At 72.7% G+C, this 19,193-nt stretch carries 7 protein-coding genes; 3 read left to right on the plus strand and 4 right to left on the minus strand.

Translation table 11 applies throughout. From position 1 onward, the window contains the following. Positions 1–67: 67 nt before the first annotated feature. The 3 genes from AB0H32_RS23650 to aceA all read right to left on the minus strand — a co-directional run bounded on the left by AB0H32_RS23650 (position 68) and on the right by aceA (position 3,905). On the minus strand, positions 68–937 hold the full coding sequence (locus AB0H32_RS23650; protein ID WP_361123985.1) for a 3-hydroxybutyryl-CoA dehydrogenase: 870 nt from the start codon (positions 935–937) through the stop codon (positions 68–70). Next, positions 934–2,526 carry a malate synthase A gene (gene aceB, locus AB0H32_RS23655; protein ID WP_361123987.1) on the minus strand — a complete coding sequence of 531 codons (1,593 nt, stop codon included), beginning with the start codon at positions 2,524–2,526 and terminating at the stop codon, positions 934–936. Before aceB ends, AB0H32_RS23650 begins: the two co-directional genes overlap by 4 nt. A gap of 95 nt (positions 2,527–2,621) precedes the next feature. Next, complete coding sequence (gene aceA, locus AB0H32_RS23660; protein WP_361123988.1) at positions 2,622–3,905, minus strand: isocitrate lyase; 1,284 nt, start codon at positions 3,903–3,905, stop codon at positions 2,622–2,624. Positions 3,906–4,279: 374 nt separating this feature from the next. On the opposite strand from aceA, the gene AB0H32_RS23665 reads away from it, so the two are divergent. Beyond that, entirely contained in the window at positions 4,280–5,770 is a 1,491-nt protein-coding gene (locus AB0H32_RS23665; RefSeq protein WP_361123990.1) for a short-chain fatty acyl-CoA regulator family protein, read from the plus strand. A gap of 25 nt (positions 5,771–5,795) precedes the next feature. On the opposite strand, the gene AB0H32_RS23670 is transcribed toward AB0H32_RS23665, so the two are convergent. After that, positions 5,796–6,824, minus strand: a complete 1,029-nt coding sequence (locus AB0H32_RS23670; protein ID WP_361123992.1) for a methyltransferase — start codon at positions 6,822–6,824, stop codon at positions 5,796–5,798. A gap of 549 nt (positions 6,825–7,373) precedes the next feature. Between AB0H32_RS23670 and AB0H32_RS23675 the strand changes: the two genes are divergently transcribed. After that, positions 7,374–8,027, plus strand: a complete 654-nt coding sequence (locus tag AB0H32_RS23675) for a DUF1707 domain-containing protein (protein WP_361123994.1) — start codon at positions 7,374–7,376, stop codon at positions 8,025–8,027. Between the two features lie 762 nt (positions 8,028–8,789). Next, on the plus strand, positions 8,790–19,193 hold a 10,404-nt coding region (locus AB0H32_RS23680; RefSeq protein WP_361123996.1), incomplete at its 3' end, for a type I polyketide synthase.

A 19,193-nucleotide genomic window follows, 5' to 3' on the forward strand; every position in this document is an offset into this window, starting at 1 on the left:
CGCTGCCGTCCGGGCCTTTCGGCCCGCTCCTCGCCGCGGGCCCCTCAGCCCGGGCGCGCCGGTCCGCTCAGGACCGGCCGTACTTGTGGAACCCCCGCCCGGTCTTGCGGCCGAGCAGTCCCGCCTCGACCATCCGCTGGAGCAGCGGGGGAGGGGCGTAGAGGGGTTCGCGGAACTCGTCGTAGAGCGACTCGGCGATCGAGGCGACGGTGTCGAGGCCGATCAGGTCCGCGAGCCGGAGCGGCCCCATGGGGTGGGCGCAGCCCAGCTCCATGGCGGTGTCGATGTCGGCGGCGCCGGCGAAGCCGGACTCCGCCATCCGGACGGCCGCCAGCAAATAGGGGATGAGCAGCGCGTTGACGACGAAGCCCGCCCGGTCCCGGGAGCGGACGACCGTCTTGCCGAGAACTTCCGTGGCGAAGGACTCGACGGCGGTCACGGTCCCGGGTGCGGTGTGCAGGGAGGGCACGACCTCCACGAGCGGCAGCACCGGCACCGGGTTGAAGAAGTGCAGTCCCACGACCCGGTCGGCGCGGCCGGTGGCCATGCCGAGGCGCATCACGGGCAGGGAGGAGGTGTTGGTCGCCAGGACGGCCGACGGGTCCTCGACGATCTTGTCGAGGGCGGCGAACACCTCGGTCTTGGCGTCCGCGTTCTCGACGACGGCCTCGATGACGAGCTGCCGGTCGGCCATCTCCTCCAGATCGCCGGTGAAGACGAGGCGGGCGAGGGCGTCCTGCGCGGCGGACGGCTCCAGCCCGCCCCGCCGGACCGCGCGCTCCAGAGAGGCGGCCACGCGCTCGCGGGCGACGCGGGCGGCCGTGGCGTCCGCCTCGCAGACCACCGTGTCCAGTCCCGCCCGCGCGCACACCTCGGCGATGCCGGCACCCATCTGGCCGCCGCCGACCACCCCGACGCGCCGGATTCCGCCGCTCATGACCGGGGCTCCGCGCGCTGCACCAGATGGGCGGTGTAGGCGTCGGGCGTGAAGAAGAGCGGCAACTCGCCCGCCAGGGCGGTCCGTTCGAAGAGCGCGCGTACCTCGTCGACCGGCGCCCACGGGTACTCGGCGCCGAGCGCGGCGGCCTCCTCGTCGAGCAGCCGCAGGACCGTCTCCCGGTCGATCACCCGGTGCCGCAGCCACTGCCAGATCTGCACGCGGGCGATCTCGGCCGTGGCCGCGTCCTCCATGAGACCGTACAGAGCGACCGCGCCCTGCCCGCGCAGCCAGGCGGCGAAGTAGCGCAGCGCGACCGCGATGTTGGTGCGCACGCCTTCCGGGGTGGGCGGCCCGCCGCCCCGGCGCACCGACAGCAGGTCCGCGGCCGTCACCTCCACGTCGTCCCGCGTCCGGTCGATCTGGTGCGGCCGCTCGCCGAGGACACCGTCGAACACCTCACGGCAGACGGCGACCAGGCCCGGGTGGGCGACCCAGGAGCCGTCGAAGCCGGCCTCGGCCTCGCGCTCCTTGTCCAGCCGCACCTTGGCGAGGGCCGCCTCGTGGGCGGCCGGGTCCCTGCTCGGCACCTGCGCGGCCATGCCGCCGACGGCGTGCGCGCCGCGCCGGTGACAGGTACGCACGAGGAGTTCGGTGTAGGCCCGCATGAAGGGAGCCGTCATCGTGACCTTCGCGCGGTCCGGCAGCAGGAAGTCGGTGCGGTGACCGAAGGTCTTGATCAGGCTGAACAGGTAGTCCCAGCGGCCCGCGTTCAGGCCCGAGCTGTGCTCGCGCAGCTCGTAGAGGATCTCCTCCATCTCGAACGCGGCGGTGATCGTCTCGATGAGGACGGTGGCGCGGATCGTGCCGCGGGGAATGCCGAGGAGTTCCTGCGCGGTGACGAAGACGTCGTTCCACAGGCGGGCCTCGTAGCGGTTCTCCAGCTTGGGGAGGTAGAAGTACGGGCCGCGGCCGGCGTCGATCTGCCGCTGCGCGCAGTGGAAGAAGTACAGGCCGAAGTCGACGAGCGCGGCGGGCACGGGGGCGTCCTCGAACTCCAGGTGCTCCTCGTCCAGGTGCCAGCCGCGCGGTCGTACGACGATGGTGGCGAGCTGTTCGCCGAGCCGGTACCGCCTGCCGTCGCCGGTGGTGAAGTCGATGCGCCGCCGGACGGCGTCGAGCAGGTTGAGCTGGCCGCCGATCACGTTGTTCCAGGTGGGCGCGGTGGCGTCCTCGAAGTCGGCCATCCACACCCGGGCACCGGAGCTGAGGGCGTTGACCGTCATCCGGCGGTCCGGCGGGCCGGTGATCTCCACGCGGCGGTCGGTCAGGCCGGGGGCGGGCGGTGCGACCCGCCAGGTGGGGTCGGCACGGACGGCGGAGGTGACCATCGGGAAGTCGAGCGGGGAGCCGCTGGCCAGGCGGAGGATCTGCCGGCGGCGTTCTCGCATCAGGTCCCGGCGGCGGCCGGCGAACGCCGCGGTCAGCCGGCCGAGGAAGTCCAGGGCGGCGGGCGTGAGGATCTCGTCGTGCCGCTCGCCCAGGGGCGCGAGAACACGGACGTGGTGGGTCAGGGCACTGGTGGACATCGCTTCTCCTGCGGGCGGGGCGGAAGGCGGGGGTCGGACGGGGACGGTCGTACGACCCCCGCCGGGCCGGGGCGGGCCACAGGGCCCGGGCAGCCCTAGTGGAACTGCTCCTCCTCCGTGGAGCCGGCCAGGGCGGTGGTGGAGGAGGCGGGGTTGACGGCGGTGGAGACCAGATCGAAGTAGCCGGTGCCGACCTCGCGCTGGTGCCTGACGGCGGTGAAGCCGTGCGCCTGCGCGGCGAACTCCCGCTCCTGCAGGTCGACGTAGGCGGTCATGCCGTGCTCGGCGTAGCCGCGGGCGAGGTCGAACATGCCGTGGTTGAGGGAGTGGAAGCCGGCCAGCGTGATGAACTGGAACTTGTAGCCCATCGCGCCCAGCTCGCGCTGGAACTTGGCGATCCGGTCGTCGTCCAGCGCCGCCTTCCAGTTGAAGGACGGCGAGCAGTTGTAGGCGAGCATCTGGTCCGGGTACCGGGCGTGGATCGCCTCGGCGAACTCGCGGGCCTGCGCCAGGTCGGGCGTACCCGTCTCGACCCAGATCAGGTCGGCGTAGGGCGCATAGGCCAGCCCGCGCGCGATCACCGGAGCCATGCCGCCCCGGACCCGGTAGAAGCCTTCGGCCGTACGCTCCCCGGTGACGAACTCCGCGTCACGCTCGTCGACGTCGCTGGTCAGCAGGTTGGCGGCCAGGGCATCGGTGCGGGCGACGACGACGGTGGGAACGTCGGCGATGTCGGCGGCGAGACGGGCGGCGTTCAGGGTGCGGATGTGCTGCGAGGTCGGCACCAGGACCTTGCCGCCGAGGTGGCCGCACTTCTTCTCCGAGGCGAGCTGGTCCTCGTAGTGGATGCCGGCCGCGCCCGCCGCGATCATCGCCTTCGTCAGCTCGAAGGCGTTCAGCGGACCGCCGAAGCCGGCCTCGGCGTCGGCGACGATCGGCACCAGCCAGTCCGTCGTGCCGCCGGCGCCCTCGGCGGTGGCGATCTGGTCGGCGCGCAGCAGCGCATTGTTGATCCGGCGGACCACCTGGGGCACGGAGTTGGCCGGGTAGAGGCTCTGGTCGGGGTAGGTGTGGCCGGCCTGGTTGGCGTCGGCGGCGACCTGCCAGCCGGACAGGTAGACGGCCTGCAGACCGGCCTTGACCTGCTGGACGGCCTGGCCGCCGGTGAGCGCGCCGAGCGCATGGATGTAGTCCTGCTCGTGCAGTTGCCGCCACAACCGCTCGGCGCCGCGCCGGGCCAGGGTGTGCTCCTCGCGGACGCTGCCCGAGAGCCGGATCACGTCCTCGGCACTGTAGGTGCGCTCGATGCCTTGCCAGCGCGGGTCGGTGGCCCAGCGCTGCGCGAGCTTCTCGGCCGCCTGCGTCCTCGCCTCTGCCATGACTGTCACGTCTCCTCGGTCTGTGCCTGCTGCCAATCCCCCGGTCCGGACGAACAGGGGTGGCACGGTGTGTCGAAGAACTGGGATGCGGCCCGTCGTCACGCGGTGGACGGAGGTGAGCAACGCTGCCGGTCACGACCCCATCGGCGCCGGGATCTCCGACGTCAGGGCATGAATCGCGCCCCGGTTCCGAGCGGTGGTCGCCGGTGTCCGGCGGGCCGCACGGAAACTCTGACACTGGCACTGAGTGCCAACAACCGTGGATGCCTGCCAACTTCTGCGAATCTTCCGGTCATTGTTTGCCAAGTTTGCGAAGGGTCTCCGGCCGGTCCGCTCCCGTACGCTGACCGGAAGCCGGACGCGGAGGTCAACGGGTGAGCAAGACCTATGCGGGGGCGCGCCTGCGGCGCCTGCGCGAGGAGCGGCGCATGAGCCAGGCCGAACTGGCCCGCGTCCTCGCCATCTCGCCCAGCTACCTGAACCAGATGGAGCACGACTCCCGTCCGCTCACGGTCCCGGTCCTGCTGCGCCTGACAGAGACTTTCGGCGTCGACCCGGGCTTCTTCTCCGAGCGTGACACCACGCGCCTGGTCGCGGACCTCCGGGAGGCGCTGGCCGGGGAACTCGCCGAGGCCCGGGTCTCAGCCGCCGACCTGACGGACCTGGCCTCGCGGCTGCCCGCCGTCGCCCAGGTCCTGCTCGGCCTCGGCCGCCGCAACCACCTGCTCGCCGAGCGTCTCGCCGAGGCCACCGACGGCCGCGGGACCGCCCCCGAGCAGCCCCTCTCCCCCCACGAGGAGATCCGGGACTTCTTCTACCGCCGCCAGAACTACCTCCACGACACCGACCTCGCCGCGGAGGAACTCGCCCACGAGATCGGCATCCGGCCCGGCGACGTCGTCCAGGCCCTGACCGCCCGGCTCGCCGACCGCCACGGCGTCCGGCTGACCGGCGAGCGGGGCGACCATCTGCACCACTACGACGAGCCGACCCGCACCCTTCACCTGTCCACCCGCCTGCGCCCGGGCCAGCGCGCCTTCCGGATGGCCACCCAGCTCGCCCTGCTGGAGTACGGCGACGAACTCGACCGCCAGGCCGCCGAGGACTTCGCAGCCGACTCGCCGGCCCACGCCCTGGCCCGCATCGGCATCGCCAACTACTTCGCGGCAGCCCTGATCCTGCCGTACGGCGCCTTCCACGCGGCTGCCGAAGGGGTGCGCTACGACATCGAACGCCTCACCGACCGCTACGGCCTCGGCCACGAGACCGTCTGCCACCGCCTGAGCACCCTGCAGCGCCCCCGTCTGCGCGGGGTGCCCTTCTCCTTCGTCCGGGTCGACAGGGCGGGCAACATGTCCAAGCGCCAGTCGGCAACGGGCTTCCACTTCTCCCGGGCCGGCGGCACCTGCCCGCTGTGGAACCTCTACGAGGCGTTCGCCGCCCCCGGCCGCATCCACGTCCAGATCGCCGAAATGCCGGACGGACAGCGCTACTTGTGGACCGCCCGCGCCCTCACCCGGCACCGCGGCGGCTGGGGCGAACCCGGCAAGACCTTCGCCATCGGCCTGGGCTGCGAGATCCGCCACGCCCACCGCGTCGTCTACTCCGACGGCCTCGACCTCGCCAACGCCTCCGCCGCCACCCCCATCGGCATGGGCTGCCGCGCCTGCGAACGCCTCGAGTGCCCCCAGCGAGCCGCCCCGCCGCTCGGGCACCCGCTGCGGATCGACCAGAACACCAGCACGTTCGTGCCGTACCCGGTGGCGGACAGCACGGCCGGCAGGGCGGCGGCACAACGGCCGCACGGACCAGCGGGAAAGCCGGTCCGTGCGGCGCCGGCCCATGCCGACGGGGCCTCGTCGTGACCAACTGAAGGCAGAGAGCGGCGGGTCAGGCGTTCTCGGGCAGGACGCAGGCGATGACGCACAGGTCCGCCGGACACGGGGTGACCGACACGACCTCGAGTCCTGCCTCCGTCACTTCCCGGCGGATGTCGGCCTCGGTGCGCTCGCGGGCATCGGTCTCGCCGACCACCATCTTGATCACGTTGCGGAACGCGGCCCCGGAGTCGTGTTCCACCAACGGGTCGATGACCAGGAGCATCGGCTTGCGGTCCGGATCGGCACCGGCGCTCATCGCCGCCCGGATGTTGCCCAGGATCCGGACGCTGCTCTCCGAACTCCAGTCGTGGAGAACGTTCTTGATGATGTAGAGATCGCCGCCCTCCGGGACCTCACGAAGGATGTCCGAAGGCCGGTAGCTCAGCCGCTCGACGAGGTCCTCGTCGCCGGACTCACGCAGACCGGCCTCCGCCCGCCGGCACGTGTCCGGGCGGTCCACACAGACGCCCTTGAGGTGCGGGTGCGCCGCGAGAACGGTCTTCAGGAGCGCGCCGTTGCCCCCGCCGACGTCGACCACCGTGCGCACGTTCTCGAACGGGACGTGCTCCGCCAGCACCGTGCCGATCGGCCGGGCCCAGTCCTGCATCGCCAGGTCGAAGATCCGCGCGGTCTCGGCGTCCTTCTCCAGGTACTCGTAGAGCGAGACGCCGAACGCCTGGGGCATGACCGACGTGCCGTGCTGCACCGCCTGCGCGAGACCCCCGCTGGCCGCCTGGGCGTAGAGGCCGCACAGCAGCGCGGTCAGGTACCGGATCGACTCGGGGTGGTCGGTCCTGAGCTGCTCGGACAGGGGTGAGTTGGTGTACCGGCCCTCCCCGTCCTGTGCGAAGACCCCGAGGGCCGTCAGGGCCTTCATGAGGGAGACCAGCGCGTCGTGGTCGGCGCCGACGGCCTTGGCCAGCTCGGCGCTCGTCGCCGGGCCGTCCGCGAGGGCGTCCGCGACACCGAGGCGGGCGGCGGCACCGACCGTGGCGGACGTGAAGGACCCCATGACAAGACTCAACAACGACACTTCCATGCCCCTATTTCTCCCTCGGCTGGATGGCAGGACGGCACGACGCGGATGACAGGTCCGTGTTCTCAGCCGACGCTCCACCTGTTCGGAATGTCCCGCCCGTGTTCGGGATCTCTCGTCCCGCGGGCGTGCGACAGGAGACGGTGCCGGTCGGGCGAGTTCGCGAGGGGCCGGCCTCGCCTTGGAACAGATGTCGGGTACGGATGCCAGGCTGTCGTTGCGGTGTGCGGACGGGCGCACCGGTGATGGCCTCAAGGTGGGCCCTGCGCGGCACACGCTAGGGGAAGCCGGAGCTTCACGTCGCCTCGTTCAACTGCCTCGTCACCCTCGTGCTCGGCGAGTTCGGCGAGCCGTGACACAAATCCGCACGGAGTGTTGCTCCACCGGCGGCCCAAGATCCGTTCAGCCGCACGGACATGTCAGTTGAACAGAGACTTCGGATCGCGTTCACCCGAGCCGTGCACCGTTCTGCTTTGTGATATCCCTGTGGAGTTAAGGGAGTTGGCCGAAGTCGTCTTGCGATTCTTCCGGCGGGAGATCAGGCTGTGAGGCATGACCGATGACAAGCCGTCGAGCGATGACGGCGCCGAGGACGTGAACACAGCAGACCTGAGGGCTTCGGACGCCGACCGGGAACAGGTCGTGGAGATCCTCCGCGACGCCACGGGGGACGGCCGGCTCACAGCCGAGGAACACGACGAGCGCGTGGAGGCGGCGCTGAAGGCCCGCTACGTCAGCGAGCTGGCCGCGCTGACCCGCGATCTGCCGAACTCTCCCGTCGAGCAGCAGACACAGTCCGCGGGTGCTTTGCAGGCCAAGGACGTCGTGGAGATCAACCAGCGATGGGGCACGCTGCAGCGGTCCGGCTCCTGGGCGGTCCCGCGCCGTCTGGACATCCGTATGCACGGAGGCGACGTCAAGCTCGACTTCACCGAGGCCGTGATCGGCCACGACGCCCTGGACATCGATGTCGACCTGAGCATCGGCGGCAACCTGATCCTGATCGTCAGGCCGGGCATCGCGGTGACGACCAGCGAGCTGACGGTGGGCGTCGGCGAGGTGAAGAACCGCCAGCCCGGCTCCGACGCGGAAGCGCCCGTCGAGCTGCGTGTGAACGTGACCGGCCGGGTCCGCGGCGGCGACGTGGTGATCAGGCACCCGCGGCGGACGCTCGGGCAGTGGGTCCGCGGAGAGAGCGCGCTCTGACGACGTCCGCGCAGGGCACCTGCCTCCCCTTGTCCTAGGACGGAACAGCGTGCGCCCAGCGTCTCGCGGGGATCCTCGACGGGGCCCTGCCCGCCGGGCCCGCCCCCCCCCCCCCCCGCTGGGGCGGGTGGCGGGGGGGGGGGGGGGGGGCGGCCCGCCCCCCCCCCCCACCGCCGTGGTGTGTCGGCCCCGCGACCCTCTGGTCCCGGAATACAGGGCCGTGGTATTTATGCGACCGGTATTATGTGCGTTCTCGCGGATCGAATGCCGGATTCTTCGCCGCATGCGGGCGGTTCAAGTGTTCAACTGCTGCGTTGCGAGGCCCACTGAGGGCCGACTATGTTCCAGTTATCGGTGAGCCTGGGCTCCAGCGCCTTATTCGCATCACTCGGTGTCTTTGCCCGAAATTATTGAGGACGTAACTTGCGGCAATCGCGAGGTGGCGGGTTGTAGGGATAAGTTGTCACTGGCTCCGGGTCGGAAGAGCCGACGACGGGTCGGTGCCCCGGACAAGCGGTGCAATACCTTGGAATGGTTGTCGCGACGGGGTGAACAGAGTCGACGAGAATTGCCTCGTCGTCGGCCGCGGCGGGTGATTCGGTCCCTGTCGCAGTAAGAACGTGCCAGATCTCTCTGCCGGTCCTGTGCGTTCCTCCTTCGTGTGCCTGAGTACCAATCTGCGTAATTTCCGCGGTAACCCCGCAGCGCAGCCGCGCAGATCAGAAGTGGCATATCCTCGGCAAGCAGGGATGGCGGAAGTAAATGGCCAACGAAGACAAGCTCCGCGATTACCTCAAGCTCGTGACGGCTAATCTGCGCCAGGTCCGCCGTCGACTGGCTGAGGTCGAGGAGCGGAGCCAGGAGCCGATCGCGATCGTCGGCATGGGCTGCCGCTTCCCCGGCGGGGTCAAGTCCCCCGAGGAGCTGTGGGAGCTGCTGGCCACGGGAACGGACGCGATCGGCCCGTTCCCGCAGGACCGCGGCTGGGACCTGGACAACCTCTACGACCCCGACCCGGATCACCCGGGCACCTCGTACGCCCGCCACGGCGGATTCGTGTACGACGCCGCCGAGTTCGACGCCGGGTTCTTCGGGATCAGCCCGCGCGAGGCGCTCGTGATGGACCCCCAGCAGCGCCTGCTGCTGGAGGTGTCCTGGGAGGCCCTCGAACAGTCGGGCATCGACGCCGCCTCCCTGCGCGGCAGCCGCACCGGAGTCTTCGCCGGCGCCTACAGCCAGGGCTACGGCACCAACCCCTCGGCGGAGTCCGGAGGTTCGGAGGGCCATCTCCTCACCGGCATCGCAACCAGCGTCCTGTCGGGCCGACTGGCGTTCACCTTCGGCCTGGAGGGCCCGGCCGTCACGATCGACACCGCGTGCTCGTCCTCCCTGGTGGCACTGCACCTGGCCGCACAGTCGCTGCGGGCGGGCGAGTGCTCGCTGGCGCTGGTCGGCGGCGCCACGGTGATCGCCTCCCCGTCCGTGTTCGTGGGCTTCTCCCGGCAGCGCGGGATGTCGGTGGACGGGCGCTGCAAGTCCTTCAGCGCGACGGCGGACGGCTCCGGCTGGGGCGAGGGCGTCGGCGTCCTCGTCGTCGAGAGGCTCTCGGACGCCCGCCGCAACGGGCACAACATCCTGGCCGTGATGCGCGGCTCCGCGATCAACCAGGACGGCGCCTCCAACGGCCTGACCGCGCCCAACGGTCCCTCGCAGCAGCGGGTGATCCGGGCCGCGCTGGCCGCCGCCCAGCTGTCGCCCGCCGACGTGGACGTGGTGGAGGCCCACGGCTCGGCGACCACGCTCGGCGACCCGATCGAGGCCGACGCCCTGCTGGACACCTACGGCCAGGAGCGCCCCGGCCGGCGGCCGTTGTGGCTGGGGTCGGTGAAGTCGAACATCGGGCACCCGCAGGCGGCGGCCGGCGTGGCGGGCGTCATCAAGATGGTGCTGGCGCTGCAGCACGAGCAGCTGCCGCGGACGCTGCACGTGGACGAGCCCTCGCCGCATGTGGACTGGTCGGCCGGTGAGGTCCGGCTGCTGACCGAGCCCGTGCCGTGGCCCACCGGCGAGCGGGTGCGCCGTGCGGGTGTGTCGGCGTTCGGCATGAGTGGCACCAACGTGCACATCATCCTGGAGGAGGCCCCGGCCCGGACGGGCGAGGTGACGGCCGCCGAGGACGAGGGCGCCGGGGATTCCGGCCCGGCGGAGACGGCAGAGGGCGCCGTCGCCACCGAGGCCGCCGCCACCGAGGTCGAGCCGGTGGTCGTGCCCGTGGTGGTCGAGACGGACGGGTTGTCGGCCTGGGCGGTCTCCGGCGGGTCGGCCGAGGGTTTGGCGGCGCAGGCGGGTCGGTTGCGGGAGTGGGTTGCGGCCCGGCCGGGGCTTGAACCGGCGGATGTGGCGTGGTCGTTGGCGGCGACGCGGTCGGTGTTCGAGCACCGGGCTGTGGTTCTGGGTGGTGACCGTGCGGGGTTGACGGCGGGTCTGCAGAGTGTTGCGGCAGGCGGGTCTGCGGATTCGGTGGTGTCGGGTGTGGCGCGGTCGGGTGTGCGGACGGTGTTCGTGTTCGCGGGTCAGGGTTCGCAGTGGGTGGGCATGGGCCGGGAGTTGGTGGGGTCGAGTCCGGTGTTCGCGGCGCGGTTGGCGGAGTGTGAGGCGGCGTTGGCGTCGCATGTGCCGTGGTCGCTGAGTGATGTTCTGGCGGGTGTGGAGGGTGCGCCGGGGCTGGATCGTGCGGATGTGGTGCAGCCGGTGTTGTGGGCGGTGATGGTGTCGCTGGCTGCGGTGTGGGAGGCGGCGGGTGTGGGTCCGGATGCGGTGGTGGGGCATTCGCAGGGTGAGATCGCGGCGGCGACGGTGGCGGGGATGTTGTCGTTGGAGGACGGTGCGCGGGTGGTGGCGGTGCGCTCGCGTGCGTTGTCGGGTTTGTCGGTGCAGGGGTCGATGGTGTCGGTGGTGATGCCGTCGGAGTCGGTGCGGGAGCTTGCGGAGGGGTGGGGTGAGCGGTTGTCGGTGGCTGCGGTGAATGGGCCTGCGGCGGTGGTGGTTTCTGGTGAGCCGGGGGCGTTGGGTGAGTTCGAGCGGGAGCTGGCGAAGCGGAAGGTGTTGCGCTGGCGTATTCCGGAGACGGATTTCGTTGCGCATTCTCCGGCGGTGGAGTCGTTGGCGGCGGTGCTGGAGGAGGAGCTTGCGGGGATCGTTCCGCGGGCGGGCCGGGTGCCGATGGCGTCGACGGTCACGGGTGAGTGGGTGTCGGGTACCGAGGTCGATGCGGGTTACTGGTTCGCGAATCTGCGGCGGATGGTGCGCTTCGAGGAAGCCGTACGGGTCCTGCTCGACGGCGGTTACGGGGCGTTCGTGGAGGTGTCGCCGCATCCGGTGCTGACCGCTGCGGTGATGGAGACCGCCGAGGACGCGGGAGTCGCCGGTGTGCCCGTGTTGGGCACGCTGGAGCGTGACAACGGCGGTGCCCCGCGGCTGATCAGGTCGCTGGCGCAGGCGTACGCCGCCGGGCTGCCGGTCGACTGGACGAAGGTGCTGCCCGCGGGCGACACGGTGGAGCTGCCGACGTACGCGTTCCAGCACGAGCGTTTCTGGCTCAGGTCCGCGACCGAGACCGCCACGGTGAGGGGCGGGGACGGCGCGGACACGGCGGCGCAGGCGCAGTTCTGGGGGGCGGTCGAGGCCGGGGACCTGGCCCGGATCGCCGACACGCTGGCCATCGAGGACCAGCGGCATCTGGCCGAGGTGCTGCCCGCGCTGGCGTCCTGGCGGCGCCGGGAGCGGGACCGGTCGGCGACCGAGGGCTGGCGCTACCGCGTGACATGGACGCCGGTGGCGGTGCAGAGCCCGGGTGCGCCGTCCGGGAGCTGGCTGCTCGTCGCCCCGGCCGGCGCGGCCGGTGACGACCTGGCGCAGCAGTGCAGGGCCGCGCTGACCGCCCGCGGGGCCGAGGTCGTCGTGGCCGAGGTGCCGGCCGAGGCCGTGGACCGGACCGGTGCGGCCGCCGCGCTCGGCGAGGCGATGCAGCGTGCGGGCACGGAGTCCGCCGGGCTGTCCGGCGTGCTGTCGCTCCTCGCGACGGACGAGACGCCCGTACCGGCCCACCCGGTGGTGCCCGGTGGCCTGGCCGCGACGCTCGCCCTGGTGCAGGCCCTCGGCGACACGGGCGTGACCGCACCGCTGTGGGTCGTCACCCGCGGCGCCGTCGCGGCCACCCCGGGCGAGGCGCCGGCCGGCCCGGCGCAGGCACAGGTGTGGGGCCTGGGCCGCGTCGTCGCACTCGAACACCCGGACCGGTGGGGCGGGTTGATCGACATGCCCGCCATCGTCGACGACCGTGCCGCGGCGCGGCTGGCGGCGGTGCTGTCCGGCTGCGGTGAGGACCAGGTCGCGATCCGGCAGACCGGACTCCTCGGCCGCAGGCTGACCCGCGCCCCGCAGTCCCCCGGCTCCGCGACGCCCTGGAGGCCGCGCGGCAGCGCGCTGATCACCGGTGGCACCGAGGCGATCGGCGGGCATGTCGCGCGGTGGCTGGCCGAACGCGGCGCGCCCCGGCTCGTGCTGACCGGCCCCTCCGGGCCCGCTGCCCCCGGCGTCGCGGCGCTCGTCGCCGAACTGGCCGCCCGGGGCACCCGCGTGGACGTCGTGTCGTGCGACACCGGGGTCCGTGCCGACCTGGCCGCAGTGGTGGCCCGGACCGGGGCGACCGGCCCCGCGCTGTCCTCGGTGGTGCACCTCGCGGAGACCATCGACGACCGGCCGATCGACGACGTCGACATCGCGGAACTCGCCCCGGTGCTCGCGGTCAAGGCGGGCGCGGCAGCCCTGCTGGACGAGCTGACCGCGGACCTGGACCTCGACGCGTTCGTGCTGTTCTCCTCGGTCGCCGCCGTCTGGGGCGGCGGCCAGCAGCCCGGATTCTCCGCGGCGAATGCCTTCCTGGACGCGCTGGCGGAGAGCCGCCTGGCCCGGGGGCTGGCAGCGACCTCGGTGGCCTGGGGCCCGTGGAGCATCGGCGCGATGGCCTCCGCGGACGACGGAGCCCAGCTGGAGCGGCGCGGACTGCGCCTGATGAGCCCCGCTCCGGCCATCCGGATGCTGGCCCGGCTCCTGGACGGCGGCGAAGGACCGGCGGCGGTCGTGGACGTGGACTGGGCGCGGTTCGCGCCGCCGTTCACGCTGCGCCGGCCCAGCCCGCTGATCGAGGACCTGGCCGAGGTCAGGCAGGCCCTGGACGCCGCGGACACGGCCGGCGGCGGAGCGGCCGGCGATCCGGACGCGAGCACGACCCTGAAGCGGCAACTGGCGGACCTCTCCGCCTCCGAGCAGGACCGGATCCTGGTCAGCCTGATCAGGACCGAGGCCGCAGCCGTGCTCGAGTACTCCTCCCCGGAGGCCATCGGCAGCGGCCGGGCCTTCAGCGACCTGGGGTTCGACTCCCTGACCGCCGTCGAACTCCGCAACCGTCTGGGCTCCGGCACCGGGCTGAAGCTGCCCGCGACGCTGCTCTTCGACTACCCGAACCCGGCGGTGCTGGCCGGATACCTGCGGTCCGAGCTGCTCGGTGTCCGCACCGTCGGCACGGTCGCGCCGGTGACCGCAGCGGCGGCGGACGACGATCCGGTGGTGATCGTCGGCATGGGCTGCCGCTTCCCCGGCGGAGTCAGGAACCCGGAGGAGCTGTGGGAGCTGCTCGACTCGCGCACGGACGCGATCGGCGCGTTCCCGCAGGACCGCGGCTGGGACCTGGACAACCTGTACGACCCGGACCCGGATCAGGCCGGAACGGCCTACGTGCGCCAGGGCGGGTTCGTCTACGACGCCACCGGGTTCGACGCCGGGTTCTTCGGGATCAGCCCGCGTGAGGCGCTGGCGATGGACCCGCAGCAGCGGCTGCTGCTGGAGGTGTCCTGGGAGGCCCTGGAGCGGGCGGGCATCGCCCAGTCGTCGCTGCGCGGCAGCCGGACCGGCGTGTTCGCGGGAGCGAGCTTCGCCGGATACGCCGTCACCGCACCCGCCGAGGGCCTGGAGGCACACCTGCTGACCGGCACCACGACCAGCGTGGTCTCCGGCCGGGTGGCCTACACCTTCGGCCTGGAAGGCCCGGCGGTGACCATCGACACCGCCTGCTCCTCGGCGCTGGTGGCGCTGCACATGGCCGCCCAGGCGGTGCGCTCCGGCGAGTGCGAACTGGCGCTGGCCGGAGGCGCGTTCGTCGCGGCCACCCCGGACCTGTTCGTCTGGGTCAGCAAGCAGCGAGGCCTCTCGCCCGACGGCCGCTCCAAGTCGTTCTCGGCCGCGGCGGACGGCATGGGCATCGCCGAGGGCGCGGGCATGATCGTCCTGGAGCGCCTGTCGGACGCCCGCCGCAACGGGCATCCGGTGCTGGCGGTGGTGCGCGGCTCCGCGATCAACCAGGACGGTGCCTCCAACGGTCTGACCGCGCCGAACGGGCCCTCCCAGCAGCGGGTCATCCGCGAGGCCCTGGCCGGCGCCCGGCTGTCGCCCGCCGACGTGGACGTGGTGGAGGCGCACGGCTCCGGCACGGTCCTCGGCGACCCGATCGAGGCGCAGGCGGTGATCGCCACCTACGGCCAGGACCGGCCGGAGGGACGGCCGTTGTGGCTGGGCTCGGTGAAGTCCAACATCGGTCACACCCAGGCCGCGGCCGGTATCAGCGGCGTCATCAAGATGGTGCTGGCACTGCAGCACCGGCAGTTGCCGGCGACGCTGCACGCGGACGAGCCCTCACCGCACGTGGACTGGTCCGCGGGCGAGGTGCGGCTCCTGTCGGAGCCGAAGCCGTGGCAGGTGGACGGCAGGCCGCGCCGGGCCGGCGTGTCCTCGTTCGGCGTCAGCGGCACCAACGCCCACATCATCCTCGAAGAAGCACCCGAGCCGGCAGACGCCCAGGCCCCCGCGGACAACGACGACGCCGGGGCACCGCAGGCCCCCTCGGTCGTCGACGCCCCCGGAACCTGCTCCTGGGTCGTGTCCGGGCGGACGGCGGACGGGATGCGCAGGCAGGCGGCCCGGCTGGCGGAGTACCTGGCGGCCCGGCCCGGCCTGGACCCGGCGGACGTGGCGTGGTCGCTGGCCAGGACCCGGTCGGTGTTCGAGTACCGGGCCGTGGTGACCGGCAGCGGCCGCGAGGAACTGGCCGAGGGCCTGGCCGCGGTGGCGGCCGGGGAGCGCGGTCCCGGGGTCGTCGCCGGGACGGCCGCGGCGGCCGAAGCGAGCGAGCCGGTCTTCGTCTTCCCCGGCCAGGGCGCCCAATGGGCCGGCATGGGCCGGGAACTGATGGACTCCTCCCCGGTGTTCGCGGCCCGGATCGCCGAGTGCGCCGTGGCCCTGCAACCCCATGTGGACTGGTCGCTCACCGACGTGCTGAACGGCGCCGACGGCGCGCCCGGCCTGGACCGGGCCGACGTGGTGCAGCCGGCACTGTGGGCGGTGATGGTGTCGCTGGCCGCCGTGTGGGAGGCGGCGGGCGTCACGCCCGGTGCGGTCGTGGGCCACTCCCAGGGCGAGATCGCGGCGGCCACGGTGGCCGGGATCCTGTCGCTCCAGGACGCGGCCGAGGTCGTCGCGATCCGCAGCCGGGCGCTGTCCGGGCTCGGCACCGGCGGCGGAATGCTCTCGGTCGTGATGCCCGTCGCGGCGGTGCGCGAGCTGCTGGCCCCGTGGGGCGACCGACTCGCCGTGGCCGCGGTCAACGGGCCCGCCGCCACCGTGGTCTCCGGCGAGAGCGACGCCCTCGCGGAGTTCGGTGCCGAACTCGCCGCCCGGCGCGTCATGCGGTGGCCGATCCCGGTGACCGACTTCGTGGCGCATTCGGCCGGAGTGGCGGAACTGGCCGGGGTCCTGACCGAGCGCCTGGCGGGGATCCGGCCGGGCGCCGGACGCCTCCCCCTGTTCTCCACCGTCGAATGCCGCTGGATGAACGGCACCGAGCTGGACGCCGAGTACTGGTACGCCAACGTCCGCCGGACCGTCCGCTTCGACGAGGCGATCCGGGAACTGGCCGCGGCCGGGAACCGGACCTTCGTCGAGGTGTCTCCGCAGCCGGTGCTGACCACCGGGATCGCCGAGACGATCGAGGACATGGGCACGGCCGGCCTCCCCGTGATCACCGGAACGCTGGACCGCGAGAACAGCGGCCCGCGCCGCCTGCTGACCGCCCTCGCCGAGGTGCACGTGGGCGGCACCTGCGTCGACTGGCACAAGGTGCTGCCCGCCGGACGCCGCACCGACCTGCCCACCTACGCCTTCCACCACCAGTCGTACTGGCTCGGAGCCTCCCGCACGTCCGCGTCGGCGGCAGCCGGCGGCGACGGCGCCGAAACGGCCGCCGAAGCCCGGTTCTGGGCTGCGGTCGAGGGCGGGGACCTGCACCACCTCGCCGACACGCTGGCCGTGGACGGACAGCGGTCCTTCAGCGACGTACTGCCCTCGCTGGCGGCCTGGCGACGGCGCGAGCGGGAACGGGACGTCACCGGGAACTGGCGCTACCGGATCACCTGGACCCCCGTCACCGACCCCGCACCGGTCACCCTGTCCGGCACCTGGCTGGTGGCCGTCCCCGCGAACCCGTCCGGCCGCACCGGGGAACTGGCCCAGGCGTGCATCCGGGCGCTGACCGCCCGCGGTGCCCGCACCGAGGTCGTCGAGGTCGAGGCGGGCACGGCACGGCGCGAGCTGCTGGCCGCCGGCCTCACCGCGGCCCTGCAGGCCCGCGCCGAGGGGGAGACGCCCGCCCGAGCGGCCGCCGTGGTGTCGCTGCTGGCCTTGGACGAGACGCCCACCGAGGCATGGCCCGTGGTGCCCGCCGGACTGGCCGGCACCCTGACCCTGCTCCAGGCGCTGTCCGACGCCGGGATCACCGTCCCCCTGTGGATGCTCACCCATGGGGCGATCGCCACCGGTCCCGGTGAGGCGCTGACCAACCCGGTGCAGGCCCAGGTCTGGGGACTCGGCCGGGTCGTGGCCCTGGAACAGCCGGACCGCTGGGGCGGCCTGATCGACCTGCCCGCCGTGTTCGACGAACGCACCGCGAGCCGCTTCTGCGCGGTGCTCGCCGGCCGCGACGAGGACCAGGTGGCGCTGCGCCCCGCGGGCATCCTGGCCCGCCGCCTGACCCGGGCCCCGCAGCCCGGGGCAGGGCAGGACTGGACCCCGCGCGGGACCGTGCTGATCACCGGCGGCACCGGTGCGATCGGCACACACGTGGCCCGCTGGCTGGCCGGCCGCACCGAGCGGCTCGTCCTCGCCAGCCGGTCCGGACCCGCCGCCCGCGGCGTCGCGGAGCTGGCCGCGAGCCTGGCAGCCGCCGGCACCCGGGTCGACATCAGCACCTGCGACAGCGCCGAGCGCGCCGACCTGTCGGGTGCCATCGACCGCATCGCCGCGGACGGACCGCCGCTGACCGCGGTCCTGCACACCGCGGGCGTGCTCGACGACGGCGTGCTCGACCGGCTCGACGCCGAACGGCTGAGCACCACGCTCGCGGCCAAGGCCGCGGGCGCCACCTACCTCGACGAACTGACCGCGGACCTGGACCTCGACGCCTTCGTGCTGTTCTCCTCGGCCGCAGCCACCTTCGGCGGCGCGGGCCAGTCCAACTACGCGGCCGCCAACGCGTTCCTGGACGGACTGGCGGAGAACCGGCGGTCCCGCGGCCTGCCCGCGCTCTCGGTGGCCTGGGGCCCCTGGGCCGGCGAGGGCGTGTCCCAGGCCACCGACGCCGCCCGGCAGCGGCTGCGCCGCAACCGCTGGGAGGTCCTGATGGACCCGGACCTGGCGGTCAAGGCACTGGGCGGCGCACTGACCGGCACGGACACCGTCCTGACCGTGATGGACCTCGACTGGCCCACGCTCGCCGCCGCTCCCGGCGCGGCGGACATGCTGGACGTACCGCTCCTGCGCGACCTGCCGGACGTCCGGCAGCTGAAGGCGTCGCCGGCAGAGAGCAGCGGCCCCACGGCCGAGGGAGAGCTGGCCGGGCGGCTGACCGAGCTGTCCCGCGCCGAGCAGGACCGGATGCTCGTGGACACGATCCGCGGCGAAGCCGCAGCGGTGCTCGGCTACGCGAGTTCCGACGAGGTCGAACCGACCCGGGCCTTCAGCGAGCTGGGCTTCGACTCCCTGACCGCGGTCGAGCTGCGCAACCGGATCGCCACGGTGACCGGGCTGCGGCTGCCCGCCACGCTGCTGTTCGACCACCCCACCCCGGCGGTGCTCGCCGATCACCTGCACACCACGCTGCTCGGAGCCCTCTCCGACAGCACGGCCACCCCCGAGACGACGACTGTCACGGCCGTCGACGACGAACCGATCGCCGTGGTGTCGATGAGCTGCCGCTTCCCCGGCGGCGTCAACTCCCCGGCAGAACTGTGGGAGTTGCTGGCCACGGGTGGTGAGGGCATCTCGGGCTTCCCGCAGGACCGAGGATGGGACACCGACGCCCTGTTCGACCCCGATCCCGCACACGCCGGGACCACCTACTCCCGCGAGGGCGGATTCCTCCACCAGGCGTCCGAGTTCGACGCCGGATTCTTCGGGATCAGCCCGCGCGAGGCGGTGGCGATGGACCCCCAGCAGCGGCTGCTGCTCGAACTGTCCTGGGAGGCACTGGAGTCCACCGGACTGGACCCGGCCTCGCTGCGCGGCTCGCGCACCGGCGTCTTCATCGGCGGATACTCGTCGAACTACGCGATGGCCAGCATGCACCTGGACACGCAGAACGGCGCCGGGCAGCTGGAAGGCCACCTGGTCACCGGCAACGCGACCAGCATCATCTCCGGCCGGGTGTCGTACGTACTGGGCCTGGAGGGCCCGGCGGTCACGGTGGACACGGCGTGTTCCTCCTCGCTGGTGGCGCTGCACATGGCCGCGCAGGCGGTGCGCTCCGGGGAGTGCTCGCTTGCCCTGGTCGGCGGAGTCTCGGTCATGGCGACGCCGTGGGAGATGGTGGGCTTCGCCCGCCAGCGCGGACTCGCGGCGGACGGCCGCTCCAAGGCGTTCTCCGCGGCCGCCGACGGCATGGGCATGGGCGAGGGCGCCGGCATGATCGTCCTGGAGCGGCTGTCGGACGCCCGGCGCAAGGGCCACGAGGTGCTGGCGGTGGTGCGGGGCTCCGCGATCAACCAGGACGGTGCGTCGAAC

This window comes from Streptomyces sp. NPDC020362 (assembly GCF_040642095.1).
In the GTDB taxonomy this organism is placed as follows: domain Bacteria; phylum Actinomycetota; class Actinomycetes; order Streptomycetales; family Streptomycetaceae; genus Streptomyces.